The organism is Thermococcus sp. GR6, assembly GCF_012027415.1.
GTDB classification, from domain to species: domain Archaea; phylum Methanobacteriota_B; class Thermococci; order Thermococcales; family Thermococcaceae; genus Thermococcus; species Thermococcus onnurineus.
In genome coordinates this window covers 504,232-529,379 of record NZ_SNUM01000001.1, presented here as the reverse complement: position 1 = coordinate 529,379, position 25,148 = coordinate 504,232, and the positions used below count along the sequence as shown (strand labels likewise).

Genomic DNA, 25,148 nt, shown 5'->3' with positions numbered 1-25,148 from the left:
ATCACGTGATTATATGATCCTGAATTAATCAAACTTCAAAAGGAAGCTTGTGGCCAAGCTTCTCGGCTTTGATCCTTAGGTAGGGTCTGTTGTGCTCGGTAACCTCACCCGGGGCGGGAATCATTTCAACTACCTCAATTCCGAGCTCCTCCAGCGCTCTTGCTTTAGTAGGGTTGTTGGTTATGAGTCTCACCTTCGAGACGCCTAATGCTCTAAGCATCTGGAAGGCCGCCTCGTAAGTCCTCTCGTCCCCCTTATGCCCCAAAGCTTCGTTGGCTTGGACTGTATCGAGTCCCTTATCCTGAAGCTCATAGGCCTTTATTTTCTCCTTCAACCCTATGCCACGCCCCTCTTGATCCATGTAAAGCAGAATTCCCCCTTCTTGGGCTATCATCCGCAGGACGTTGCTCAGCTGGCTCCCACAGTCACATTTGAGCGACGCCAATGTGTCGCCGGTTAGACACTTGGAATGTATCCTCACGAGTGGCACTTCACTATAGGGTTCCTTAACTATTGCCACGTGTTCCTTGAAATCTAGCTCGTTTTCAAAGCTTATTATTCTGAACTCCCCATAGCGCGTCGGCAGTCTCGCGTTGGCATAAACACTCACCAGTTGCTTTCTCCTGACAAACTCCCTCCAGACATCGTCCGTCGTGAGGACAGGAAGATCATGCTCCTTAGCGAACTTCAGTACGTAATCATGGTCGTGACTGTCTCCTTCTCCGTTGAGAATCTCCACTATTAGGGCATAGCGTTTGAAGCCGAGTATCTCCATCAGCTCTAATGAGCTCTCCGTGTGGCCTCTTCTCCAGTTAAGACCTACTCCCCCTAGGAGATGCAGGTGGCCGGGATAGCGGAAGTGCTCGACTTCCAGTCCCTCCGCTATCTTCCTAGCCGTTAAAGCCCTCTCCTCGGCTGTTATACCCGTGAACGTCTCCTCGTAGTCAACTGGAATCAGGAAGTTCGTCTCCCCTCCCTTGCTCGGTAGTGGAAAGAAGCCCCTTTTTAAGGCCTGTTCCAGATCTATCGTCAGACAGAGAAGACCTTTCATAGAAAGCATGAAGTTCACAACCTCTGAATTAGCTAATTCTGCTGGATAAACTAAATCAGCTTCAAACTCCCTCCTGTTGTCTACAAGGACAGCGGGTTTTCCATCAATGATTGCCCTCCTGATGCTTTCCCAGTCCGGTTTCATCCTTTCACCTCCTGGATTCTCCTCACGTATCTAGCTAGAACATCTATCTCATAGTTGACTTCATCACCTGGCCTCAGCGAGCCGAGATTGGTTTTCTTCAGCGTGTAGGGTATCACCTGAACCCAGAAACGTGTAGGCTCAACCTTAGCAACCGTCAGGGAGACACCGTTAATGGCTATGCTCCCCTTCTCAGCCACTCCCCACCGCTCGGGGGGCATCTCGAAGGCCATCCATGTCGTGTTTTTGCTTTTCCTCGATGCCAGAAACCTCAGCGTGCCGTCCACGTGGCCAGTAACTATGTGTCCATTAAGCCTTTCGCCCACCTTCATAGCCCGCTCAAGGTTCACAAACTTTGCCCTAGTCAGATTGGTTCTCTTCCGAGTTTCTTCGCCGACGTCGAAGGTGGCTATCCTTCCGTCAAAGCTTATGACCGTCAGGCAGGCCCCATTTACTGCCACACTAGCTCCCGGCGTAACCTTGAAAGGGACTTCGACATAGAGCCTTCCAGCAGAGTATCTCGCCTTGCCTATGGCCTCAATAATGCCGCTGAACACCACAATCACCCGGGTAAGCTGTAACAAGGAGGCTCTCACCGAGCTTCTCGACTGATTCTATCTCTAACACCGGTGCCTCGTTGGCTTCTTTCACGCTGAGGCACTCGAAAGGCTTTATTCCCCTCCCAAAGAGCTTTGGCCCATAGAAGATGTAGAACTTGTCGGCATAGCTCAAGAACTGGCAGGCTATTCTTCCACCTTCAATCAAGACGCTGTCTATCCCCATCTCGCCGAGTTTTCTAAGAATTCTTTCAGGATCGGTTTCCTCGACAATAGTGGCGTTTACTTCTCCAAACGCTTCCGGATTTTCTGTGAAGATTATCACGTTTCCATCATTGAAGAGACGGAAACGTCTACCGTTGCTCAGCTCCTCACCGATAAGGCCGTGCCTGTCGAGGATAACCTTGTATTTTGGGGGACATTCAGGAAGGCGGCAGTTGAGCTTCGGGTTGTCCCTAAGAATCGTTCCGGCTCCAACCATGATTGCCATGTGCCTTCTCCTGAGCTCCTGAACCTTTTGCCTCGCCTTATCTCCCGTTATCCACTGAGAAGAGAAGCTTTCTGTAGCAATAAAACCGTCGAGAGTTAGGGCAAGCTTTATTGAAACGAATGGTATCTTGGTAGTTATGTATTTGATGAAGATCTCATTCAGCTTTTTCGCCTCTTCCTCAAGGATGCCGACATCAACTTCTATGCCTGCTCTCTGCATCTTTTCAATGCCCCTGCCCGCGACAAGTGAGTGAGGATCCTTCATTGCCACGACCACTCGTTTAAAGCCTTCAGCGATTATCCTATCGGCACATGGTGGCTGCTTTCCCCAGTGAGAGCACGGTTCGAGCGTTACATACAATGTTGCCCCTCTAGTGTCGTGTCCCCTACCCTTGGCGTCCTCTATGGCGTTAATTTCGGCATGCTTTTCCCCAAACTTCCTGTGCCATCCGACACCTATTACCTCACCGTCTTTGACTATGACTGCCCCGACCATTGGATTAGGGTTTACCCAGCCTTCTCCGCGCTTTGCCAGCTCCAGCGCGAGATGCATAAACTTCTTGTCTTCGTCCATCATGTTTCAGAAAATTGTTCCATGATTTTTAAAAATTTGTTCCAAAATTGGAATAGCAGAATCTTTTTATTGTCTCTTTCATAACGTTAAAGCGGTGATTTTCATGGATGACCCCTACATCTGGATGGAAGATCTGAACAATAAGTGCGTTTTTAAACTGGTTGAAGAGGAGAACAAACGCTTTATGGAGTTTGTTGGAGAACTCAGCGACGAGCTTTTTCCAGAGGTCAAGGAGCTCTACTTTCTGCCCATTATCAGAACGGCAAAGCTGACCGAACGGGGCACGCTCGTAATGGTCAACGAGGCCGGGAGGCAGATCATTAAGTGGCTTGACGGTGAGGTGATAGTCGATTCCAAAAAGCTTGAAGAAGAGCTCGGCGATGAAGTGCTTTTGCAGGGTTTCACAGCAGATAGCGAAGGAAAGAGGCTCGCCTACAGCTTCTCCATTGGGGGAGCAGACGAGGGGATAACAAGGATAATCGACCTCGAGAGCGGGGAGCTCATTGAGGAGATTAGGCCTTCAGTTTGGGGAATCATCTTCCTCGATAACAGCTACTACTTCGCGCGCTTCTACAGAAAGGAGAAGACCCCCGACGGAATGGAGCCACCGGCGGTGAGGCTCTTCTTCAAGGGCGAGAACGGCGAAAGAATGGTCTTCGGTGGGGGCCTCGGCTCAGGCTACTTTATCAACATGGGGAAAAGCACCGACGGAAAGTGGGCGATGGTAGTGGTGACCTTTGGCTGGAACAAGGCTGAGATATACCTCGGCCCCATAGAGGAGCCCGAAAAGTGGAAGAAGGTTTACTCAGCTGAGGTTCCGGCACAGCCGATAGACGTTGTCGATGGAAAGATCTACATCCTCACAAAGGAAGGAAAGGGCCTCGGAAAGGTCATCGCAATCGAGGACGGCGAAATCGAGGAGGTTATCCCCGAGGGTGAGTTCCCGCTGGAGTGGGCAGTAATAGTGGGCGACAGAATCCTAGCCGGCAGGCTCGTCCATGCCAGCCACAGGCTCGAGGTCTACTCACTTGATGGCAAGAAGCTCGACGAGATTACCTTCGACCTGCCCGGAAGCCTCTATCCACTCGACGCCGATGGCAAGAAAGTTATCCTCCGATACGAGAGCTTCACCATCCCCTACAGGCTCTACGAGTTTGACGGGGAGCTGAAGCTTCTCGACGAGAGGAAGATTGAAGGAGACTTTCGGGTGGGCGAGGACTTTACGATCTCAAAGGACGGCACGAGAATCCACTACTTCATTGTAAAAGGAGAGAAAGACGAGAAGAAGGCCTGGGTCTTTGGCTACGGCGGCTTCAACATTGCCTTAACTCCGAGATTCTTCCCGCAGGTGATTCCATTCATACGGCGCGGCGGAACCTTTGTGATGGCCAACCTTAGAGGAGGTAGTGAATACGGCGAAGAGTGGCACCGCGCCGGAATGAGAGAAAACAAGCAGAACGTCTTCGACGACTTCATAGCCGTTCTCAGTAAGCTCAAGGCCGAAGGCTACAAAGTTGCCGCCTGGGGCAGGAGCAACGGCGGGCTTCTCGTCTCAGCGACGCTCGTCCAGCGGCCGGACGTTATGGACGCGGCTCTGATAGGCTATCCTGTCATTGACATGCTCCGCTTCCACAAGCTCTACATCGGCAGCGTTTGGATACCTGAGTACGGCAACCCCGACGATCCGAAGGACAGGGAGTTTCTGCTGAAGTACAGCCCTTACAACAACGTCAAGAGGCAGAAATATCCACCAACGCTCCTCTACACTGGCTTATATGATGACAGGGTTCATCCAGCACATGCTATTAAGTTCTTCATGAAGCTAAGAGAGGTCGGCGCGCCGGTTTATCTGCGCGTGGAAACTAAGAGCGGCCACATGGGTGCTTCGCCTGAGACAAGGGCAAGAGAATTGACCGACCTGCTGGCGTTTGTTGTTAAGACTCTCGAGGCTTAGCCCTCTCCTCTAATTTTCAATGTGTAACTCTCAACTAATACTCCAAGCAGAAGCCAGAATTTGCCAGAACTCGAAAAGTTCTTATATTTCCGGGACGAGAATATACCCGGGGCAGAAACATGGAGAGCGCAAGGATATCAACGGGCATTCCTGGTCTCGATGCAATGCTCAACGGTGGCCTAATCCCAGGAAGGACCTATCTAGTCAAGGGAGCTCCCGGAACTGGAAAAACAACGCTCGCGATGCACTTTGCCATGGCAGGCATTGCTAACGGGGAGAACGTTCTCTACGTGACCTTAGAGGAGCCAGCAGATAACCTCAGGGCGGACATGACCAAGATGGGATTTAACCTCCGCGATCCTAGGTTCACCCTGATAGACGCAACTCCTGCGGCTGAGAGATACGTTCTCGTGGACGACTTCTTTGAGTCCTTCGCTAAGAACATAGAGAGAATGACAGAGGCCATAAAGCAGCAGCTCCGCACGAGGCACTACACCCGGATAATTCTCGACCCCATAACCATGCTCAAGCTGACAGCAACGAAGGAGATAGAGTACAGGAGGGCTTTCCTGACCTTTATAAAGACGATGATGAGGATGAAGACGACCGTTCTGCTGACATCGGAGCTCCAGAGAACGGACATCGAGGAGTACCTTGTGAGCGGCGTGATAGAGCTGAAGGCCTTCGAAATCGACGGAAGGCTCTCCAGGGGCATCAAGATAACCAAATTTAGAGGGAGCGGCTTCGACGGAACTATCAGGCCGTATGAAATTACTGACAGGGGGATAGTGATCTACAACGATCGCGTGATTTCTTTACCCTAATGCTTCTATCATCGCCATTATCTTTCTGTGCAGCTGCTTGATGAGTTCCCTTCTGTCTTCCATCAGAACGACGTCGCTGGAACCTATAACTTCGAGGTTGAAGGCGAATGGACTTGGCAGCTCGTTGTGCTCGATCACAACCTTAACTTTCCCGTCGCGAACCCAGCTCAGGAACTGCTCCGCGCTCTCGACGTCCATTTTGTCCTCCATTATCTCGCGGTAGACCTCCTTCAGGAGCGGGAAGTCGGGGTAGTTCTCCTTGAGCACTTTGAGGAGAGCAACGGCCATCATCTGCTGCCTGCCGAGCCTCTTGCTCCTCCCGACGTAGCGCCTTAAAATGAGCAGTCCACGGTTGGCCACGTGTCTAAACCTTCTCTTCAGCAGTTCGGTATTGTCGAGGGCCTTTTTGAGAGTCTCCCTCAAATCCCCAATCTCAAAGAGCGCCCGTATTTCTTCCTCGTTCAACCTCTTCTCCGGCGGGAGGAGAAGGGCAAAGCCGTTGTCGTTTATCGCTATTCCAACGTTGCAGTTCTTCCACTGGCTGACCATGTAGGCAAAGGCTCTGCTCAGGGCATCGTTTGCTCGCCTGCCGATGAGTGTGTGGAAGAAGTAGCGGTTTCTCTTCTCGCCAAGGATTTCCTCAACGAGAACCGTGCCGTTGTCCGGAATCACCGAATAGCGCGCCTGCTCGCGGAAGTAGGATAAAATTGCTCTCGCGGCGCGCTCGTCTATGCCGTACTTCTTCGTGAGAAGCGACTTTGCGCTCTCCTTGTCTAGAAGGTCCTTGACTTCCCTCCTAAACCTCTGAACGTCCAGGGCAAGGTCAAAGCTCAGCGGAAGCATCTCTGAGAACCAGGCAGGTATGGTTGGCTTCGCACCCTCGCGCGGGATAACGTAGATCTTATTGCCCCTGCTCTTGATGAACTCGTAGGTTCTTCCGGCGAGAACAAAGATATCTCCTGGCATAAGCCTCTCGGCGAACTCCTCTTCAACCGTTCCGATGAGCTTCTTGTCCATCGTGTAAACCTTTATCTTCGCCTCGTCAGGAATTGTCCCGACGTTCATGTAGTAGATGGCCCTCGTCATCTTGCCGCGCCTGCCGAATTTTCCGTCCTCCAGCCATATCTTGGCGTAGACCTTCCTCTCCTCGAGGCCGGCGTATTCTCCCGCCAGATACTTCAGCACGCTCATGAAGTCCTCGTAACGCAGGTCGTGGAAGGGGTAAGCTCTCCTCACGAGCTTGTATGCCTCATCGACCTCCCAGACCTGGTTCAGTGCCATTCCGAGCAAATGCTGAACCAGAACATCGAGTGGATTCTTCGGAATTCTAACCCTGTCGAGCCTCCTGTTGCAGGCGTTGTGCGCCAAAACGGTAACCTCAACCAAATCGTCCCTGTCGAGGGCCAAAATGACACCTTTGCTCACGTCGTGCAACCTGTGACCGGCCCTTCCAATCCTTTGCAATGCTCTATTGACGCTCTTTGGCGAACCGATGAGGATAACCAAATCTATTGTACCGATGTCAATGCCGAGCTCTAAGCTTGTCGAAGTGACAACAGCCTTCAGCTCACCCCTCTTTAGCTTCTCCTCGACGTCCAGACGAACCTCTCGCGAAAGGCTTGAGTGGTGAGCCTCTATCAGCCCCTCAAACTCCGGATAGCGCTTCTTCAGGTTGAAGGCCACTCTCTCAGCACCGCTCCTAGTGTTGGTGAAGATTAGCGTCGTCCTGTGTTCCCTTATCAGCTCGGCCAGGCGTTTGTAGAGGGCGTCGCTCAGGGTTCCAGCGTCAGTGTAAATCAAATCCTCGACGACGCTCTCAACCCATATTCTGGTCTCTTTGGCGAAGCTGACGTCAACTATTAGGCCAGGTCTCGGTTTGCCATCATCATCGAAGCCGAAAACGAACTTGGCGACCTCCTCGAGGGGGTGAATTGTAGCGCTCAAGCCTATCCTGACGAATTCACTCTCGGCGAGATTTGCCAGGCGTTCAACGCTCAATGTTAGGTGAGAACCGCGCTTGTTCTCAGCCAGAGCGTGAACCTCATCGATGATGAGGTACTTTACAGTTCTCAGCCTCTCGCGGAACTTCGGCGCGTTGAGCGCTATGGCGAGGCTTTCTGGGGTGGTTATGAGTATGTGGGGTGGTTTTCTCACCATCTTGCTCTTCTCGTAGCTCGAGGTGTCGCTCGTCCTTATGCCGACCCTTATCTCCGGCAGCTCGTAGCCGAGCTCTTTTGCCACTTCCTTTATCTCCGCCAATGGTCCCTCAAGATTGCGCTTTATGTCGTTGTTGAGTGCTCTCAGAGGCGAGACGTAAAGAACGTAGATTTTATCATCCAGCTTCCCCTCCTTCCCCAAAAGAATAAGCTCATTTATTGCCGCGAGAAAAGCCGAGAGAGTCTTTCCAGAACCGGTCGGCGATGAGATGAGAACATTCTCTCCCTTGTGGATCTCAATAACCGCATATCGCTGGGGCGGAGTGAAGGTGCCGAACTTCCGCTTAAACCACTCCCTAACCGGCTCGCTCAGTATCTCGAATATCTCCTCGTCCGCGTATTCTCTCTCGGCGTACCTTATCCTTTCCTCACTCATCGGCCGACCATTTGCTTTTGGATTTTTAAACTATTCGGTTGGCTTAACAAACTTTTTAAGTGCTTATGATGAACCCCAATTGGGTGAGAAGATGGAAGTGCTCAAAAAGGTTCTTGAGGAGTTCAACCGGCTCCACGGCAGCGAAGCCCAGGCCAGGCTCGTGGGAGTCAATGGCGATGAGGTCGTCATTGAGTTTGAGGGCTCGTTCTGCGCAACCTGCGGGCTCTACGACTACTTCGACGACATCAAGTGGGAAGCCCTCGACTTTGGGCTGGAGCTTGAGCCCGCCGAGGTCTTGGAGGCTGAAGAGGACGAATTCGAGCACGGACGGTACGTTGTGAAGTACAGGCTTGCAGGCAAAAGTTAAAAGCGCCCCCTCGATTCTTCCACCATGGACTTCCTCCTCTTGGCCCTTGCGGTAATCCTTGCTTGGGACGGCTACTTTTTCGTTAATTACATAATTAGCCTTTTCAGTAATTACAGAATTCGGGAATGGACGCCGAAGGTTAGCCTAATAATCCCTGCCTATAACGAGGGAGAAAGGATTTTGAGGGCCATAAAATCGGCCCTTGCTCAGGATTATCCGGATTTTGAGGTCATAGTTGTCGATGATGGAAGCGAGGATGACACATACGAGATTGCGAGCTCTATTAGGGATCCAAGACTCAGAATTTACAGAAAAGAACACGGCGGGAAGGCGAAAGCCCTCAATTTCGGCCTTGCGAAGGCGAGCGGTGAGATAATAGCCACCACCGACGCCGACAGCGAGCTCGATAAAAATGCCCTGAAGGGGCTGGTGAGGCGCTTCCACTCTGATGAGATCCTCGGCGTGGGTGGCCAGGTACGGGTTATGGGCTCGTCCTTCCTCGAGAGGGCTCAAGATATTGAGCACCTGAGGATTGCAATGTTCCGACGCGCTAAAGAGCTCGACGACCTGAGCCTCGCTCCCGGGCCCATAGCGGCCTTCAGGAGGGAAGCGCTTGAGAGAATTGGCGGTTTTGTTGAGGACATAGTCGAGGACTATGCCACGACCAAAGCCATCAAAAAGCTCGGAAAGGTCGTCTACGCCCCAATGGCCAAGGTCTACACCGAGATGCCTAAGACTCTCTCCAAACTCTGGCGCCAGAGGAAGCGCTGGTTCCTCGGCGATCTGAAGAACCTCGGCGGCGGCTTCACCAAGGATTGGGCGTTCCTGCTGTTTTCCGACTTCGTGGCATTTCTTGATGTTATCATTCCACCCCTCCTCTTGGTTCTTGGTCGCTTTGAGCTCTTTGCATTTTGGTATGGCTTTGAGGTCATCACGATGCTCGTTCCGACGTTTGTTGAGGGTGGCTCGTTCTTTAATGCCCTGTTCTTCCCGTTTATAGTCTGGTTCTGGGCGCTGTTTTACCTCACACTCCACATTTACGGCTATGTTAGGCTACTCCTGGGCAGGCTTTGAGAGTGCCTGCTCTCATCCCCATGCGAAACCTTTTTAAATGCTCACTTATGTGCTATATAGACTATATAGACTATGTGTTAACCAATAGACTAAATAGGCGTGATTACGATGATGCTCATAACCGCCGCCCTTTTCATGGCATGGGCAATAGGCGCGAACGACAGTGCAAAGGCAGTTGGGACCGCCGTGGGTTCGGGAGTTATTGGATTCAAGCGGGCCGTGCTGCTCATTGGAATATTTACGACTTTGGGTGCCCTCCTTGGTGGTTCGGGCGTTTCAGGAACGGTGAGCGGGTTAGCCGAAGGTATGGGAGCCCCGACGCTTGGTTTAGTGCTCTTCAGCGCAGCGGTAGCAGTTACAATCGCGAGCCTCTGGGGAAAGCCCATCTCAACCACACAATCCCTCATCGGAGCTTTAACAGGTGCCTCCCTTGCGCTTGGCCTGTCTGTCGACTGGGGAACGCTTGGAAGGATAACCCTCGCATGGGTTCTCTCCCCAATCCTGGCGGCCCTTATGGCCATAGTCGTCTATCGTCTCTACTCTCCGGTGTTGAAGAGGATAAAGTGCCTCAAAAACCTGGAGCTGACCCAGAGGTGGTTGATATTTACGGCGGCTTCTTTCTCAGCTTTCAACCTCGGTGCAAACGAGCTCTCCAACGTGGCAGGTATACTAGAAAGCTTGGGCTTTGATGGGCCGTTCAAGGTCGTCCTTGCCCTCATGCTCGCCATTGGAGCGCTGACCTTCAGCTATGAGGTCATGATGACGGTTGGAAGGGATCTCTCCCCTCTTGGACCGACTTCGGCTTTCTCATCGCAGTTAGGGGCTTCTTTAGCGGTCAGCGCCGCTAACCTGCTGGGCCTCCCAGTCAGCTCTGGTCAGGCAATAATAGGCGCCATAAGCGGGCTTAGTGCTTACAAGGGTGAGCATGTAAATGTCATGGTTCTCCTTGGAATAGTCAGGGGGTGGGTTCTCGGCCCTCTGGCTGCTGGTGGGCTGGCATACCTGCTCGTCGGCCTATTAGCTTAGGCTTTTAAACCGACCGCCGAAGGTTCTTGAGGTGTTGCGAGATGGTCGAGTTTAAGTTTGAGGTAAAGGCGAGAGACGCCGCTGGTAGGATTGGAAAGCTTGAAGTTAACGGGAAGAAGATAGAAACGCCTGCCATAATGCCAGTCATCAACCCGAAGCAGCTCATAGTGACGCCGAAGGAACTGAAGGAGATGGGCTTCGGCATAATAATCACCAACTCCTACATCATTTACAAGACACCCGAGCTTAGAGAGAAGGCCCTTGAGGTCGGCATTCACAGGCTCCTTGACTACGACGGCATCATCGAGGTCGATTCCGGCTCCTTCCAGCTCATGCGCTACGGCGGCGTTGACGTTACCAACAGGGAGATAGTCGAGTTCCAGGAGAGGATTGGTGTCGACATCGGGACTTTCCTTGACATCCCCACGCCCCCGGATGCTCCAAGGGAGAAGGCAGAGGAAGATCTCAGGATAACCCTCGAGCGCGCGAAGGAGGCCGAGGAGATAAAGGGGATAGCGATGAACGCGGCGGTTCAGGGCTCAACGTATCCGGACCTGAGAACATATGCCGCCAGAAAGCTCAGCGAGATGAACTTCGAGATTCATCCTATTGGCGCTGTCGTGCCGCTGATGGAGAGCTACCGCTACAGGGATTTGGTTGATGTGGTCATAGCCTCCAAGCAGGGCTTGAGGTCCGACAGGCCGGTTCACCTCTTCGGCGCTGGCCACCCGATGATATTCGCTTTAGCTGTGGCGATGGGGATAGACCTCTTTGACTCTGCCAGCTACGCCCTCTACGCCAAGGACGACCGCTACCTGACGTCTGAGGGGACGAAGCACCTGAGTGAGCTCGAGTACTTTCCGTGCTCCTGTCCAGTGTGTAGCCGCTACACCCCTCGGGAGCTCCGCGAGATGCCGAAGGAAGAGCGCACGAGGCTTCTTGCTCTCCACAACCTCTGGGTAATCCGGGAGGAGCTCAACCGCGTGAAGCAGGCCATCAAGGAGGGCGAACTCTGGAGGTTAGTTGACGAGAGGGCGCGCTCACATCCGAAGCTCTACGCTGCCTACAAGCGCCTCCTCGAGTATCAAGACTACCTCGAAAAGAACGAGCCGATAACCAAGGCGAGCGCCTTCTTCAAGGTGAGCGAAGAATCCTTGAAGTGGCCGATAGTCCAGAGGGCCAAAGCGAGAGCGGAGCGCGTTAAGGCGAAGTTCCCTGAAACAATCAACCATCCGATATTCGGGGAGATTCCCAAGTATTTAAGCCTCAGCTACCCCTTTGCCCAGAGTGAGGGCGAGGAGGACTTTACGATAGAGAAGCCAGGGAAGCGTGAGGTCAGGAACTACGTTATGGCTGTAGCCGAGTACCAGTTCGGGGAGGGTGCTGGGGAGGCCTTTAAGGACGCCTTTGTCGAGCTGTCGAGGAAGACGGGGATGCCAAGGCAGATCAAGGCAAAGGGCAAGCACCTCGCAACCTTCAGAGCGGAGGATGGGCTTTTAACGCTCGGTATCGAAGGTGCTAAGAGGCTCCACGAAATCCTGCCGTTCCCGAGGATGCGCGTGGTGGTCGATGAGGACGCCGAACCCTTCGCGAGGAAGGGCAAGAACGTCTTCGCGAAGTTTGTGATTGATGCTGACGAGAACATAAGGCCATACGACGAGGTTCTTATCGTGAACAGAAACGATGAGCTCCTGGCAACCGGGCAGACACTGCTGAACGGAAGGGAGCTCAAGCTCTTCCAGAGCGGTCTGGCCGTGAAGGTCAGGAGAGGAGTTGAGAAGTAGCTTCGAAAATTTTATAACCTTCCCCCTTTTCTTTACTCTGGGCGGGCCCGTGGTCTAGATGGTTATGACGCCACCCTTACAAGGTGGAGGTCCGGGGTTCGAATCCCCGCGGGCCCACCATAACAGCCGAAACCACTCAAAACGGTCTCCCTTTTTTTCAGAATAGCCTCCAACGACATAATACCTTCATTTATCATTTTTTGCTGATACATACTTCAAATTCATTAATCATTTGAGTTTCCCATATTCGCCCCATCATCAGGTATATAACGCACTTCTTCCCAATAGACCTCTTTTTGTTCTACAATTTTTTAACCTGTTTTTCTATTTTTGATAACTTGCTATATCTTTCTGTTTTCACCTCAATAAAGACGATTTTCCTGAGATTTCCTCCACTCATACCATCGAATACAATGAAATCTACAGGTTTTCCAAGAAACTTGGCATCTTTAGGATTATATCGAAAACCTGGAAGGTACGGAATAAAGTGTTCAGCAACTTGCCCCATTATCGCAGCCCTACTCTTACTTACGGCATCTTGTCTGATTTTCTTTTCCTCTTTTTGTCTCCATCTTTGGAACTCTGCCTCATATTTTTCCCTAATTGCCTCTTCCAGAACTTGTTTTTGAGTTTCCAATTCTTCGCTCCTCCACTTTTCAAAAAGTTCTTGTGCTCTACTCTCCATTTAGGCCTTCAATTCATAGTACTGTCTTGATATTTCTCCTAGCTTAAGCCACAATATAAATAATAAGACAACCAAAAATCCTACTATTGCCATGCTATTTCCAGCATTATAATCCCCCACTTGGCGTTAAATATTAAAAAAGAACGAAATCAAAATATCACCCCACTCTGTGCATCTTGTCCAAAACTCTCTTACCAAAGTCCAAGGTACTGGACTCATCAGATCCAAGGCCTGCTCCAAATATACCCACAATTACGTTGTTTTCTTGTATCCATACCCATCCACCAGACATTAGCGTATAACTAAAGCAATTATCACCTAGTGAACAGGTATCTATTGAACCCTCTTTGAGATACATTTGTTTCAGGCTATTAAACTCCATTTGTGCTTGTTCTTCGTTGTTAAATACATAAATACCATAGTTGTATGTGGCTGGTGCAAAACTAATACTCAAATCAAAGACCCTTCCTGTAGCCATACATTCATAATTGTTCAGTTCTCCATACTTGGAGAGATACACGTCTACGTCACTTTCACTTACATCCTTGACCTTCCAGCCACTTTCATCGAAGTCCTCGTTGGCAAGCAGGTACTTATCTGCAGGGCATGTATAGTGGTACTTAGCACCAGAATTACTATTCGCACCGCTACCGACTACCAGCATTAATATTATCAACACTCCAACAGCGCCGGCTATATACTTGAGATACTTGGGCTTCCTTTTGCCCTCTGTTTCAGTTTCGGAACTCCCAGGTTCTGGTCCTTCAGATTTCCCGGCAATCCACCGAATCAGTATTGCTGTAATTACTATTGGTCCAAAAATGGCCAGAACAATATGTGCCATGCCCAAAAACAAACCACCAATAATATTCAGTAGGAAACCCACAAGACCCCTACCAAGTTGCTTCTTTGCTGCACCATATATCAACACGACAATTCCAAAAAGAAAACCTAATCCAACTCCGATAAAAGAGCCCACAACTGTCTCTACAAGGGACATTCTTCCACCTCCTATCTAGTATAGTTGATACTCTTTCCTGTATTCTTATGAGCATATATAAATATTGTGTTTCTATAACATTATGATGTTCCTATACGCATTCTCATAACAGCACATTCCAAAACATAATCTAGTATCCATTTCCAAACAAATTCTACAATTTTAGTACTATTATCTCCATACCGATCTTTCCAAAAAAACATCAATGGTGGTGTCCTCACAGACATCACTGTTAACAGAATTTTGCCCTACTGTCCCCTATATTCCACCTCCCTCTGTCCGACATAACCTATCGTACAATACTAATTTTATCAACCGTTTTAGTGGCCCAAATTGCTCTAGAGCATTAACCCAGCATTGCACATTATATTGTTCCACGGAGTCCTTTGTTGGGTTCTCGTGCCTCACCCATTAATGCTGTCATAGCGCTGTGTGATTTCTGGCCTTCATGTCGTTACTTATCTCATTCCAAACTTTTTTGGGAATTATGATAAATCCTACGCATTCTGGAGGCTCAACATAAACAAAATCAAACCTCACAATGCTTCCATTTTCTTCAGGTTCATTAATATAGATATTGCATATCCCCTTATTCTCCCCGAAAGAGCCTTCATTATGTCCAAAATCCCCTATGCGGTAAATCTTGCAATCTCCCAAGAATCTGCATCCAATATTCTCTGTAGGGCCTGTTGAACCTTTATGTAGTTCGGTTAGGGGTAACAATGATAATAACCTCCTAGAACTAGGCATATCCTATTCCTATGTCGCCCTCTTCTCTTCCTCTGGGAACTTCCAGTTCTTCGTTATCTTCGTCACGTTCCGGACGAGGGCCTTCTCCTGTGGGTTCTTCTCGACGAGCTTTTCGAGGAAGCTTATCAGCTCGTCGTAGGTCTTCCTCTCGATCGGGAAGGGCACCCTGTCTTTGCCTCCAACGGCATAGGTAAACTTGAAGGGGTCCGGCGGGTGTGTTACTGGATCCTTCCACGACGGATGGACATCGTAAACAAGCTCCAGAACGAGCGATAGAGCCCTCAGCGTGCTCGGGCCGAGGCCCTTCAGGAGGAGAAGCTCCTCGTAGTTATTCACGCTCAGCTCGCGGGCAAACTCAAGGGCTCTCTTGTTAAGCTCCAGCCTCCCGAGGCTCTCGTAGCGCTTGAGGAGGGAGACCTCATCAACGTCGCGCGGCTTGTAGTAGACAAGCGGCCGGTAGCCCTTCGCTATAGCCTTGAGGCTCTCAAGCTCGCGCTCTATCTTCACGGGCTTTTCCTGAATGATATCTAGAAGCGTCTTCTGATATTCCCTGGCCTCCTTCGAGACAGTGTTCAGCGCGAACTCCCTCTTTAAACCTGCAATCCCCTTGTGGGGGTCGAGGGTGAAAACCTCTGCGTCAAACCAGTGGAAGCGCCTCGCCATCCTCTCGGCCTCGTTCATACCCTGCTGTATCACTGCCCAGTTGCCTTCTTCGTCGAGGAAGAAGACGTGGTGGTACAGCTGATAGCCAGTCTGGAGGGCTACGGTGTCGACCTTTGCCACGAGCTTGGACGTTCGGACGTAGGGAGTGGGGTCGAGGTCGTAGATCTTGGCTATGGTTTTCAGTTCCTCCGGTGTTGCCCTGCTCTTCTTGCCCTTTCCGCCAGCAGCCTTAACGCCCAGCTCCTCCCGCCAGAGGACGTCCTTTATCATTCCGGCCGTTACCGTCGTGCTCCCAGAGGAGTCCCAGTCCATGCCGATGACGTTGTTGAAGGCCTGAAACCACACCGGGTCTGAGAGCCTCTCCAAAAGACCTTTAGTTCCGTACTCCTCGACGGCGAGAATCAGGACTAAGCGCGTCAGCTTCCTCATCCTCTGGGCGAGCCATGGTGGAACGTGGCCGCCGTGGAGGGGTAAATCAGCGACGTTTCTCATCAGGGTTATATCATCACTCAAGGTTTTAACCGTTGTTCCGGAAAATCCTCATGTGAGGGCCAGATGAGATGCATAATCATCGATTTAACCTGGCAGTAAAACAAGGAAAGCCTTTTTATCCTCTACTTCGATTTTCGTCTGCAGGTCTAATGCTGAAGGAGGTCGCGATAATGGGAGTCGAAAAGGTTCCGAAGTATGACATCCCCACGATTAAGGTCGATTACGTTTTTATTGAGCTCGACAAGATGAAGCCCCACGAGCAGCTCGTCCAGAAGGAGCTCGAGGCATTCATCGAGAGCGTTACCGGCTCCGGCCTCTTCTGGAAGCCGATGCTCCTCGCGAAGGTTCCGGGCGAGGACATGTACCTCATCGTTGATGGCCACCACCGCTGGGCCGGCCTTCAGAAGCTCGGCGCCAAGCGCGCCCCATCGGTCATCCTCGACTACTTCAGCGATGATGTGAAGGTCTACACCTGGTACCCTGCCTTCAAGGGCAGTCTTGAGGAGGTTCTCGAGAGGCTCAAGGCCGAGGGTCTCGAAGTCATTGAGGACCCAGAGGCCGAGGAGAAGGCCGAGAAGGGCGAGATAGCATTCGCCCTCGTCGGCGAGAAGAGCTTTGCCATCCCCGGCGGCCTTGATGAGCAGAAGAAGGTCAGCAAGGTTCTCGACGAGATGAGCGTTGAGGGCAAGATTGAGCTCATCTACTACGGTCTCAAGGAAGACGCCAGAGAGGACATGGCAAAGGGCGAGATTGACTACGTCTTCCTTAGGAAGGCTCCGAGCAAGGAAGAGGTCATGGAGCTCGTCAAGCGCGGCGAGGTCTACTCCCCGAAGACCACCAGGCACGTCCTTCCGTTCAACCCCGACAAGATAGATGTCAAGCTTGAGGAGCTCTTCTGAAACCTTTTAACCCCTTTTTCCTTAACTCCTTTCGCCGATGAAGAAGGATCAACCGGCTGAAACCGCGCTTCGCGGTAAAGTGATGAGCAGTCCAGGAGGCTGAGGCATGCTTAAGGGTTTAATCTTCGACGTTGATGAGACGCTCGTTTACTATGAGGGCTACGATCACCGCGAATGGTACGAGAACTGGGTGATGCCCGCTTTAAGAGAGCACGGCATCGAACTGGATTATGAGACTTACAAAAAGACCGTAACAGGCGAGCTGCCGAGGAGCTACATCGAGCGCTTCGGCATCAATCACGTCGAGTTCTGGCGGATTGTTGATGGGGTGAACCTTGAATACCGCAAAAGAATGGCGGAACTCGGACGAATAAAGCCCTTCCCTGACGTTGATGCTCTGGGAGAGCTGAGGAAGATGGGTCTGAAGCTTGCTGCAGTGAGCAACGCCTCCCAAGATTGCACCGAGTTCGTTTTGAACCTCTTCGACCTGAGGAAGTACTTCGACGTCGTCTACGGCAAGGACTACTCCAATCTCGATGGGGTTAAGCCGAATCCCTACCTCGTGGAGAAAGCCCTCAGGGCGCTCAGTCTCAAGCCAGAAGAGGCCCTGATGGTCGGCGATAGTGCTCATGATGTTCTGGCGGGCCACCGTGCGGGAATGAGGGTGGCCAACGTTACCCGTCTCGGAAAGGTTGATGGGGCGGACTACTACGTAAAGGATCTCTGGGAGCTGGTCGAGCTTGTAAAAAAGCTTAGGTAACCGTTGATCTGTGTGTTGGATAACCCACTGGGCTTAATAACACTACTTTGCCTGTGAAACACACAGCCCTAGGGTTTACTGCTCTGTGCACTTTTAGTTTTTGAAGTCGTAACTGAAAACAGTTTGGAGTCTGTGTGCGGCATGCTTAAATACGGAGAAATCCATTTAATACAGAGAGTGGTGCACTATGAACGGCTTTAAATGTGAGAGGTGCGGTGCGCCTCTCGAGGTCTCTCCTGAAACGATAGTCGCTATCTGCCCCTACTGCGGCCATCCAAATCACATAAGCGGCAACCTGAAGACTGAGCACATCTACATCGTTCCTTCTCTGGACAAAAACGCCATAGCCAAAGCCTTCTGGGAGCGTGTTGGGAAAGACTTCGACTTAAAGCGCATCAAGGACGAGATAGAAATCGTGGGGATAGAAGGCCACTACGCCCCCTACTGGGAGGGTAAGGTTCACGTAGAGGGCATCGTCGAGTACATAAAGAAGGAGACACAATGTCACACCGATTCTCAGGGGAGGACGCACTGTCGCACGGTAGAACGCCGCTATCGAGAGAGGGTGGACGAAACCCTACGCCTTCTCGGTTCTGCAAGGAGGCAGGTAAGGAGTTTTGGCGTTGATGACCTAATAACCCACTACTCCAAAACCCGACCCTCCGGAAAAAGACTTCTTGACCTTGAAGAGGACGAGTGGGGGCAGATAAAGCTTGAAATCCTGAACACCGAGATGGACGAGCACCATGCAGAACTCATGATGCGCGAAGATGCAATAGACATTATTAGAGACAGATTTGCCAAAAAGTCCGACAGAATACTTCGCTTTGATGTTACTGCTGGGGAACCTAAAAACATTAGGCTTCTCCTCCTGCCCATTTGGACTGTATATTACCGCTACGGCAACTCCATCTTCCAGACAGTCTTTGCCGGCTGGGATGGAAAGGACGTCGCGGCTACGGAGCCCATGAGCACGGTTAGACGTGCCCAATACCTTGCGGGGGTCGGCATTGGGACCCTCATTGCAGCCTTCGGTGCCGGGGCAATTGCGGAGTCACTGGTCTTTGCAGTTCTGGCCATAGTCGGCGGCGCCGCCTTGAGCTGGTTCGCTGGAAGCAAAGTCCTTGAGGGCCAGAGAATTGAGAGGGAGAGCTCCAGCCTCCTGGGGGTGTGATGATGGAGGTTACCTGCCCTACGTGTTCCGCCACGTTTAAGGTTCCAGATACGGTCTCAGTGGCTACCTGCCCCTACTGCGGGACAACCTTTAGGGTAAAGACGAGTGAAGAGCTCATCGAGCACTTCTTCTTCCCACCCATAAAGGAGGATCCAGCCGGAAAGCTCCTCAAGTTCCTTTCGAGGCAGTACGGTGCGCCAGCGGACATAACGGGGGCGAAGGTCACGAAAAAAGAGCTACACTGGATTCCGGTTTACTTTTTCTACCTCCACGGGAAGAGCGGCTCAAAGGAAACCGTTGAAGAAGTCTGCTTCCTCGGAATTCCTGCTGGTTCTCCTCTTAAAGTCCTCATGCATAACTATCCCTTTCCAGTCAGGGGAAAGAGGTTCTTTGAGGAGAGTGTAGTAAAGAAGGGAAAGTACTACGAGCCGGAAATGACGAAGGAGCAGGCAGAGGCCATAGCACGCTCCAACCTCGAAACTGCCCTTAAGTGGGAGGCCAAGGGGGAAGGGAGCCGGATAGGCGACCTTGAGCTTGAAGTGAAGTTCCTCGGTCTCGTCCACTATCCCGTCTGGGAGGTGCACTACGAGTACGGAGGGCAGACCTTTAGGAACTACGTTGACGGTACTGACGGGCGAGTTGTGAGGGGAGAGTACCCCCTCATGAGCGAGGCGAGGAAAAAAGCCACGATCCTGGGCTTCGGAGTTATCGGGGGCAGCATTCTCATCGGTTTAATCGCCGCCACAGCAACCGGCAATGGGATTGGACTTTTGGGTGCTCTTGTCGCCGGTGTTGCCGGTGCCGCGGGGATATTCTCCAAAGGCTCCGTCAGCAAAAGGGTGGTAAGTGAAGTCATGAGGGTGGGCAAAGAGAATGCTTATTTCCGCACAGTTTAGGGGGTGTTGGAATGGGGAAAGAGACTTCGATATGGGAAAAGCTTGAGCTGGCCATACCCGGTTTTCATGGGTACAAGAAGAAGGAGCTCCTGAGGGAAGACGACAGGCTTGTCAGGGAAAATGTGGCCGAAATACTAGCGGGAGCGAGAAGAGAGCTCGAAAGAGCCCTTCAGAGGTGTGCGATGGTGAACTGCGACCAGCTAGTGGCGATAGATAACCTGCGCAAGAGACTGGTAATGCTTGAGGGTAAGGTCAGGCACGCTGAGGCGGGGTATGCGGGCTTTTTTGACAGGGTAAAGGTGAAGGAGCCGGAGCTTGAAAAGCTCATCCAGTACGACGCAAGGATGGTGGAGCTCGCTGAGGAGATCGCCAAGATGGCTGGGGTTATAAGGGATGCAGTTTCTGACCCCGCAAGGCTCGGCGTGGAAGTCCTGAATCTCGATGACAAGATTAGAGAGTTCGAGGACACAGTTGAGGGCAGAAGCATGATTCTGAGAGGTGAGTGAAATGGTGCAGGTCATAGAGTGGGTCAACCCCGGTGAAGACGAGATAATCTGGCGCTACCCCAACGAGGTCATCAAGTGGGGTGCCCAGCTGATAGTCCACGAGTATGAAGTGGCAGTCTTCATGCGCGACGGCAAAATATACGACGTTCTCGGCCCTGGGAGGCACACGCTGACGACCCAGAACCTTCCGCTCCTCTACAAGCTCGTCGGCGGTTCAAACAGCCCGTTTAAGGCGACGGTAATCTTCGTCAGCATGAAGGAGTTCCAGGGACGCTATGGGGGAGAGACGCAGACAAGGGAGCTTGCTCCGATAAAGTACTACGGTGTCTACTGGTTCAAGGTCGCTGACCCGGTGCTCTTCATCACCGAGGTCGTCGGCGGTCAGAGCCTCTACGACGCTAATGATGTCACCAGGTTCATCAGGGCCTACTTCAACGAGGGTATGATGAAGCACCTCTCGACCTACTCCATCATCGACCTCTTCCAGAACCTTGATATGGTCAGCACCCAGGTCAAGGTCAAGCTCATAGAGGACTTCAGGCGGCTCGGCCTTGAGCTGGTTGACGTCAAGATTGAGGGGGTAAACACGACCGACGAGTGGCGCCAGAGGCTCTTCTGGATTATGCAGACAGGAAACGCTCAATACGTCATGCAGATGGACACCACTAAGCAAGTTGCAGCGGAGCTCGGAAAGAGCTCTGGAGCGGCTATGGGCACAGGAATGGTGCTCATCCCGCAGTTGATGCAGCCTCCCGCACAGCCGACTCAACCCTATGCCGGAGCTGGAGTTCCGCCCGCTCAGCCGCAGCAGCCAGCTGCTCCAGCAGCACAGCAACAGGAGATATGTCCCTACTGCGGCAAGCCCCTCCCCCCAGGAGCACGCTTCTGCCCCTACTGCGGACACCAGATCCACCGCTGTCCAAATGGGCATATAGTTCCTGAGGGAGCGAAGTTCTGCCCTGTTTGTGGGGCTAAGTTAGAATGAGGCTTCCTCTCAATTTTTCTCTCTTGATGGCGATGCAATGAGTAGCTTCTCGCAAGAACGAGTCTGATAGAAATTTCTATGGGTCAGCTTTCAGAAGGATAAAGAAGTAGATGTTCAAACCCCGAACTCCTCCTCAATGTATGCCCTCACCAGATCCTTCGTCGCCTTAAGCCCCTTGACGTGAGTCCTCTCCATGCCGTGGCTGGCATGAACTCCCGGCCCGATGAGTGCAACCCTGACGTCCCAGCCTGCCCTTAAGGCCGCTGAACCGTCGGAGCCGTAGTAGGGGAAGACGTCGATGACGTGGGGGATTTCATGCTTCTCGGCCAGCTCGATGAGCTTCGTCGTCATGCCGTAGTCGTAGGGGCCGCTTGAATCCTTAGCCGCTATTGAAACGGCAGTCTCTTTGCCAGCAACGCCCTCGCCAACGACGCCCATGTCCACGACTAAAAGCTCCTTCATGCTCGGCGGATAACCCGCCGAACCGCCGTGGCCGACCTCCTCGTAGGGCGAGAAGAAGAACGCCACGGGGAGCTTTTCGAGGGTTTCCGCTCCAAGGTCAAGCATGAGGTCTATCATAACCGCAACGCTGGCCTTGTCGTCGAGGAAGTGAGCCTTAACGAAGCCGTTCACGTACTCGAACTTCGGATCGAAGGCTATGAAGTCTCCGGGCCTTATCCCGAGCTTCTCGGTGTCTTCCTTCTTCTCGACGAGTTCATCCAGGCGGATGTACATGTTCTCCTCTTTGCGTTCCTTCTTTCCTGCCTCCTTATTCACGTGAACACTCGGGTTCCTAAGGAGTAGCGTTCCGCGGTAGCGCTTGCCCGAGCGGGTGATTATTGTGCAGTACTCCCCTTCAAACGTCGGAAGGAGAAGGCCGCCGATTCTGGTGAAGCTCAGATGTCCGTCAGGAAGTATTCCCCTTACCATCGCCCCGAGGGTGTCAACATGGGCCGCTATCACAAGCTCCGGCTCCGGGTGGTTGCCAGCCACCAGAGCCCCTTTGTTGGTGTAGTACGTCTTTACGCCGTTCTCGTTCAGGAGCTTCTCAATGTGGGCTAAAACCTCCTGAGTGTATCCGGTCGGGGAAGGTATCTCCAGAATCTCCTTGAGTATCCTAACGACTCTCTCCATATTAATCACCGCCGGAGATTCATTGTTGAGATTTAAAACCCCAACGGAAGTCCTCAGACCCCGAGTGCCCTAAGAACCATGAAGAGCCCGATGGCTGTCAATGTCAGTACAAAAGTCACGCTTATTGCCTCCTCCGCTTTGAGCTTATACTGTGCCAGAATAGCGTTGGCCGCTATTGCTGGCGGCATCGAGGCTTCGACAAGAACGGAGTAGAAGATGTCTTTACTGGCAAAGTGCAGGGTAAGGAACACAAACAGGAAGGGCACAACTATTCTGAACGTTCCAACTTCCAAGAGCTTCCTCACCTCAAAGCGGCTGAAGGTAATCCTCGATCCGAAGTAGATGAGAAGCAATGGGATGCTCCACCAGCCGATGGTTTTTATCGGTTCAAGAATGACATCAGGAACCCTCACCCCTGCTATCACAAGCCCCAGGGCGAGCAGGTTTGCCATAGTAGGGGGAAACTTAAGGGCCTTGAGAAAGCTCTTCTTCACCGAGGCTCCGCCGCTAGAGTAGTGGGCAGCTATGAAGGTAACGATTGGAAGCACTATCATAGAGTTGGTGGTGGAGTATAGTATCGCCGGCGTTATGTCGTCAAGGAAAAGGCCCGCTATGGGGAAGCCAAGGGCAGCGGTGTTCGGATAGACGGAAAGCACCATCAGCGCACCTGCCCACAGCTCGTCGCTTTTCAGGAAGAGGCGGCCGTAGAGATAGGAGAGACTCAGACTGAGACCAATGATAATGAACACGTACATAAAAACTGTCTTTATGCTGAGGAGATAGGCTAGATCCTTGCTTGCCACGTTGCCAAAGATAAAGAGGGCCAGAAGAAAGTCGTTTACAAGGATTCTAAGGTAGTTGAAGGGCTTCTCATCCTTGAGGACGAGCTTAAGGACGTAGCCGATGATTATGAGCGCGAGCATCTGGACGATGTTCATGGAGACGATTTAGATTTGAGCGTTAAAACGTTTTTGGCATATTGAACCGATAAATTTTTATATACTAAACGCACCATCTAAGTACAGAGAATTGTACTACAAAAATCTGTACCTGGTGGTAGCATGGAAGACCTGAGAACCCAGCTCGAGGAGCTGAAGAAGAGGTTAGAGGCGCTCGAGGAGAGCATCGACCCCGTGGACGAGGTCATGCTTTCCATCAAGATGCGCCTCAAAAAGAAGCTCGAGAGCCTTCCAGAGCTCGACGAGGAAAAGGCAGCAAGGACGCTGAAGGCTTTGGCAAACCCCGATAGGATTAGAATCCTCAAGATGCTCTCCGAGAAGCCGATGGGCTTCAAGGAGATAAAGGAAGCGCTGGGTGTGGAGAGCCCCACCGTTTCACACCACCTCAAGCTTCTCGTCAAAACGAGGATGGTCAAGAAAGGTGACAAGTACGAGATATCGCCCGACGGTCGTTTGTTTTTGCGTTTGCTCGAGATAATTACTGCCCTTGAGGAGGTGGAAGAATGAGTTTTGAGTGGAAGTACCGTGTGGTGGCACACGAGAGTCCAAGGTTTAAGATCGCCGAGTATCTGAAGGGTTTTACAGCCGTTTTGCTGCTTCTCTGGCTGTTCAAGGGGCCATTGAGGCTTGAGGAGTACAACGACTATATGGTCTACGCGATAATAGGTCTGATATTTGCCTTCGAGCTGCTGAGCGTAGGGAAGTGGTTCGGCGTAACGCTGAGCGGAATAATCTTTGCGCTGGCAAAAGGTGCCTTCTGGACGAGCGTCTTCCTGTTCTTTGGGAAGTGGCTCGGCATGTCGAAGGCCCTCAGCGGATACGCTGGAACGGCCTTTGCATACGCGGTTGTGCTGACCATCGCGGGTCTGCTGATGGCCAAGTTCGACGAGAAAAAGCTCGACATAAAGGTCGAGAAAAGTGCCTACGAGTTCAACGGGGCAGACTTCGGCGACGTGAAGCTCAGGGGGAGCGGTAAAGCGTATCCGATCAGATTTGGTAGGAAAAAGGTTGGCTGGGTCCTGGATGGAGAATTTACAGTCGAGGCAGAAACCCCACTTGGGGCTGTAAGGAAGAAGCTGATTTCTCCAGTTGCTCTCTGGACGCCTGAGAACATAACCGGAAAGAAGACCTCCCCCGACCCATCCTTCGTGGAAAGGGCAAACGAGCTGATAAACCCGGACAGGCTCTACAAGAGGGGCAGGAGGGACACGGTGGTCGATCTTGGCTTCATCAAGGTCTACGAGGGGGAGGGCTACGAATACGTTAAGCTTCCATTCATCGAAGTCATAGAGACCCCGAGTGGTGAGGAAGTCAGGATAGGCCCTATGAGGTTCCGCGAGGGGCACCCTGAGAGACCGTCGAGCGAGATGCTCACCATCAGGGAGCTTGCCAACGGCTTCCAGCTCACCAAGGTCGGCGACAGGCTGAGGATTCAGACGGACGAATACTCGATAGAGGTTGACGGCGAGAAGGTTCTCTATAAGAGCGGAAGCGAGAGCCTATCCCTTGGGAGGGACCACGTCTCACTCCGCTCCGGGGAGGTTTCGATAACCGTGGGCAGGGGAAGGGCAAAGATACGCATCGAGGATGTGGTGATCTCGGCCAAGGAAGGAAAGGTTCGCATAAGGGCCGGTGGGAAGAGCTACACGGTAGAGAACAAAGATGCCTACAGACTCGTTATGGCGAAGGCCAAGGAAATCGTCGAGGAACAGAGCGCGGAGCTGATAGAGGGCCTTGGTATAGACAGGGCCAGACTAAACAGGCGCGTAAAGGAGCTGCTGGACGAGCTAATGGAGTACTTAGGGTGAAGGG

At 51.9% G+C, this 25,148-nt stretch carries 24 protein-coding genes and 1 tRNA gene; 15 read left to right on the top strand and 10 right to left on the bottom strand.

Annotation, left to right across the window (positions count from 1 at the left end):
• Window positions 1-28: 28 nt before the first annotated feature.
• Genes E3E32_RS02990 through ribD form a run of 3 tightly spaced genes read right to left on the bottom strand, consistent with a single transcriptional unit; the run spans window position 29 to window position 2,815 of the window.
• On the bottom strand, window positions 29-1,195 hold the full coding sequence (locus E3E32_RS02990; RefSeq protein WP_012571567.1) for a bifunctional 3,4-dihydroxy-2-butanone-4-phosphate synthase/GTP cyclohydrolase II: 1,167 nt from the start codon (window positions 1,193-1,195) through the stop codon (window positions 29-31).
• A complete protein-coding gene (locus E3E32_RS02985) occupies window positions 1,192-1,749 on the bottom strand; it encodes a riboflavin synthase (protein ID WP_167730096.1) in 558 nt (185 codons plus the stop codon). Before E3E32_RS02985 ends, E3E32_RS02990 begins: the two co-directional genes overlap by 4 nt.
• Complete coding sequence (gene ribD, locus E3E32_RS02980; RefSeq protein ID WP_167730095.1) at window positions 1,730-2,815, bottom strand: bifunctional diaminohydroxyphosphoribosylaminopyrimidine deaminase/5-amino-6-(5-phosphoribosylamino)uracil reductase RibD; 1,086 nt, start codon at window positions 2,813-2,815, stop codon at window positions 1,730-1,732. The genes E3E32_RS02985 and ribD overlap by 20 nt, the downstream gene beginning before the upstream one ends.
• A 100-nt stretch (window positions 2,816-2,915) precedes the next feature.
• Between ribD and E3E32_RS02975 the strand changes: the two genes are divergently transcribed.
• Entirely contained in the window at window positions 2,916-4,766 is a 1,851-nt protein-coding gene (locus E3E32_RS02975; RefSeq protein ID WP_167730094.1) for a prolyl oligopeptidase family serine peptidase, read from the top strand.
• 119 nt (window positions 4,767-4,885) lie between these two features.
• Window positions 4,886-5,590 carry a gas vesicle protein GvpD gene (locus E3E32_RS02970; protein WP_167730093.1) on the top strand — a complete coding sequence of 235 codons (705 nt, stop codon included), beginning with the start codon at window positions 4,886-4,888 and terminating at the stop codon, window positions 5,588-5,590.
• On the opposite strand, the gene E3E32_RS02965 is transcribed toward E3E32_RS02970, so the two are convergent.
• A complete protein-coding gene (locus tag E3E32_RS02965) occupies window positions 5,582-8,182 on the bottom strand; it encodes an ATP-dependent helicase (RefSeq protein WP_167730092.1) in 2,601 nt (866 codons plus the stop codon). The two genes, E3E32_RS02970 and E3E32_RS02965, sit on opposite strands and share 9 nt — an antisense overlap.
• 91 nt (window positions 8,183-8,273) lie before the next feature.
• Here E3E32_RS02965 and E3E32_RS02960 point away from each other — a divergent pair, with 91 nt between their 5' ends.
• The 5 genes from E3E32_RS02960 (at window position 8,274) to E3E32_RS02940 (ending at window position 12,553) form a co-directional block, all read left to right on the top strand.
• Window positions 8,274-8,549 carry a hypothetical protein gene (locus tag E3E32_RS02960; protein WP_012571573.1) on the top strand — a complete coding sequence of 92 codons (276 nt, stop codon included), beginning with the start codon at window positions 8,274-8,276 and terminating at the stop codon, window positions 8,547-8,549.
• A gap of 24 nt (window positions 8,550-8,573) precedes the next feature.
• A complete protein-coding gene (locus tag E3E32_RS02955) occupies window positions 8,574-9,623 on the top strand; it encodes a glycosyltransferase family 2 protein (RefSeq protein ID WP_167730091.1) in 1,050 nt (349 codons plus the stop codon).
• Between the two features lie 108 nt (window positions 9,624-9,731).
• Window positions 9,732-10,649: an inorganic phosphate transporter gene (locus E3E32_RS02950; RefSeq protein WP_167730090.1), complete on the top strand. Its 918-nt coding sequence runs from the start codon at window positions 9,732-9,734 to the stop codon at window positions 10,647-10,649.
• Window positions 10,650-10,690: 41 nt separating this feature from the next.
• On the top strand, window positions 10,691-12,433 hold the full coding sequence (gene tgtA, locus E3E32_RS02945) for a tRNA guanosine(15) transglycosylase TgtA (protein WP_167730089.1): 1,743 nt from the start codon (window positions 10,691-10,693) through the stop codon (window positions 12,431-12,433).
• 43 nt (window positions 12,434-12,476) lie between these two features.
• Window positions 12,477-12,553, top strand: a tRNA-Val gene (locus tag E3E32_RS02940).
• 181 nt (window positions 12,554-12,734) lie between these two features.
• Here E3E32_RS02940 and E3E32_RS02935 read toward each other — a convergent pair.
• From E3E32_RS02935 to E3E32_RS02920, 4 genes are all read right to left on the bottom strand, one after another.
• A complete protein-coding gene (locus E3E32_RS02935; protein WP_206205197.1) occupies window positions 12,735-13,118 on the bottom strand; it encodes a Holliday junction resolvase-like protein in 384 nt (127 codons plus the stop codon).
• 157 nt (window positions 13,119-13,275) lie between these two features.
• Complete coding sequence (locus tag E3E32_RS02930; RefSeq protein WP_167730088.1) at window positions 13,276-14,118, bottom strand: hypothetical protein; 843 nt, start codon at window positions 14,116-14,118, stop codon at window positions 13,276-13,278.
• Window positions 14,119-14,538: 420 nt separating this feature from the next.
• Window positions 14,539-14,868, bottom strand: a complete 330-nt coding sequence (locus E3E32_RS02925; RefSeq protein ID WP_167730087.1) for a hypothetical protein — start codon at window positions 14,866-14,868, stop codon at window positions 14,539-14,541.
• A gap of 9 nt (window positions 14,869-14,877) precedes the next feature.
• Window positions 14,878-16,023, bottom strand: a complete 1,146-nt coding sequence (locus tag E3E32_RS02920; RefSeq protein WP_167730086.1) for a DUF763 domain-containing protein — start codon at window positions 16,021-16,023, stop codon at window positions 14,878-14,880.
• Between the two features lie 170 nt (window positions 16,024-16,193).
• On the opposite strand from E3E32_RS02920, the gene serK reads away from it, so the two are divergent.
• From serK to E3E32_RS02890, 6 genes are all read left to right on the top strand, one after another.
• On the top strand, window positions 16,194-16,922 hold the full coding sequence (serK, locus tag E3E32_RS02915) for an L-serine kinase SerK (RefSeq protein WP_167730931.1): 729 nt from the start codon (window positions 16,194-16,196) through the stop codon (window positions 16,920-16,922).
• Window positions 16,923-17,028: 106 nt separating this feature from the next.
• Window positions 17,029-17,682 (top strand): HAD family hydrolase, encoded by a 654-nt coding sequence (locus E3E32_RS02910; protein ID WP_167730085.1) that lies wholly within the window; start codon window positions 17,029-17,031, stop codon window positions 17,680-17,682.
• Between the two features lie 187 nt (window positions 17,683-17,869).
• Window positions 17,870-18,856 (top strand): hypothetical protein, encoded by a 987-nt coding sequence (locus tag E3E32_RS02905; protein WP_167730084.1) that lies wholly within the window; start codon window positions 17,870-17,872, stop codon window positions 18,854-18,856.
• Entirely contained in the window at window positions 18,856-19,752 is an 897-nt protein-coding gene (locus tag E3E32_RS02900) for a hypothetical protein (RefSeq protein WP_240910556.1), read from the top strand. Before E3E32_RS02905 ends, E3E32_RS02900 begins: the two co-directional genes overlap by 1 nt.
• 11 nt (window positions 19,753-19,763) lie before the next feature.
• Window positions 19,764-20,258 (top strand): hypothetical protein, encoded by a 495-nt coding sequence (locus E3E32_RS02895; protein WP_167730083.1) that lies wholly within the window; start codon window positions 19,764-19,766, stop codon window positions 20,256-20,258.
• A gap of 1 nt (window position 20,259) precedes the next feature.
• Window positions 20,260-21,243: an SPFH domain-containing protein gene (locus E3E32_RS02890; protein WP_167730082.1), complete on the top strand. Its 984-nt coding sequence runs from the start codon at window positions 20,260-20,262 to the stop codon at window positions 21,241-21,243.
• Window positions 21,244-21,357: 114 nt separating this feature from the next.
• Here E3E32_RS02890 and E3E32_RS02885 read toward each other — a convergent pair whose 3' ends face one another.
• Both E3E32_RS02885 and E3E32_RS02880 read right to left on the bottom strand, forming a co-directional pair.
• Window positions 21,358-22,377: a M42 family metallopeptidase gene (locus tag E3E32_RS02885; RefSeq protein ID WP_167730081.1), complete on the bottom strand. Its 1,020-nt coding sequence runs from the start codon at window positions 22,375-22,377 to the stop codon at window positions 21,358-21,360.
• 53 nt (window positions 22,378-22,430) lie between these two features.
• Window positions 22,431-23,315, bottom strand: coding sequence for an AEC family transporter (locus E3E32_RS02880; RefSeq protein ID WP_167730080.1), 885 nt, complete (start codon window positions 23,313-23,315; stop codon window positions 22,431-22,433).
• Window positions 23,316-23,438: 123 nt separating this feature from the next.
• On the opposite strand from E3E32_RS02880, the gene E3E32_RS02875 reads away from it, so the two are divergent.
• Together E3E32_RS02875 and E3E32_RS02870 are read left to right on the top strand one after the other, a co-directional pair.
• Window positions 23,439-23,843, top strand: coding sequence for a helix-turn-helix transcriptional regulator (locus E3E32_RS02875; RefSeq protein WP_167730079.1), 405 nt, complete (start codon window positions 23,439-23,441; stop codon window positions 23,841-23,843).
• Window positions 23,840-25,144 carry a hypothetical protein gene (locus tag E3E32_RS02870; protein WP_167730078.1) on the top strand — a complete coding sequence of 435 codons (1,305 nt, stop codon included), beginning with the start codon at window positions 23,840-23,842 and terminating at the stop codon, window positions 25,142-25,144. The genes E3E32_RS02875 and E3E32_RS02870 overlap by 4 nt, the downstream gene beginning before the upstream one ends.
• The last annotated feature ends 4 nt before the right edge of the window (window positions 25,145-25,148 follow it).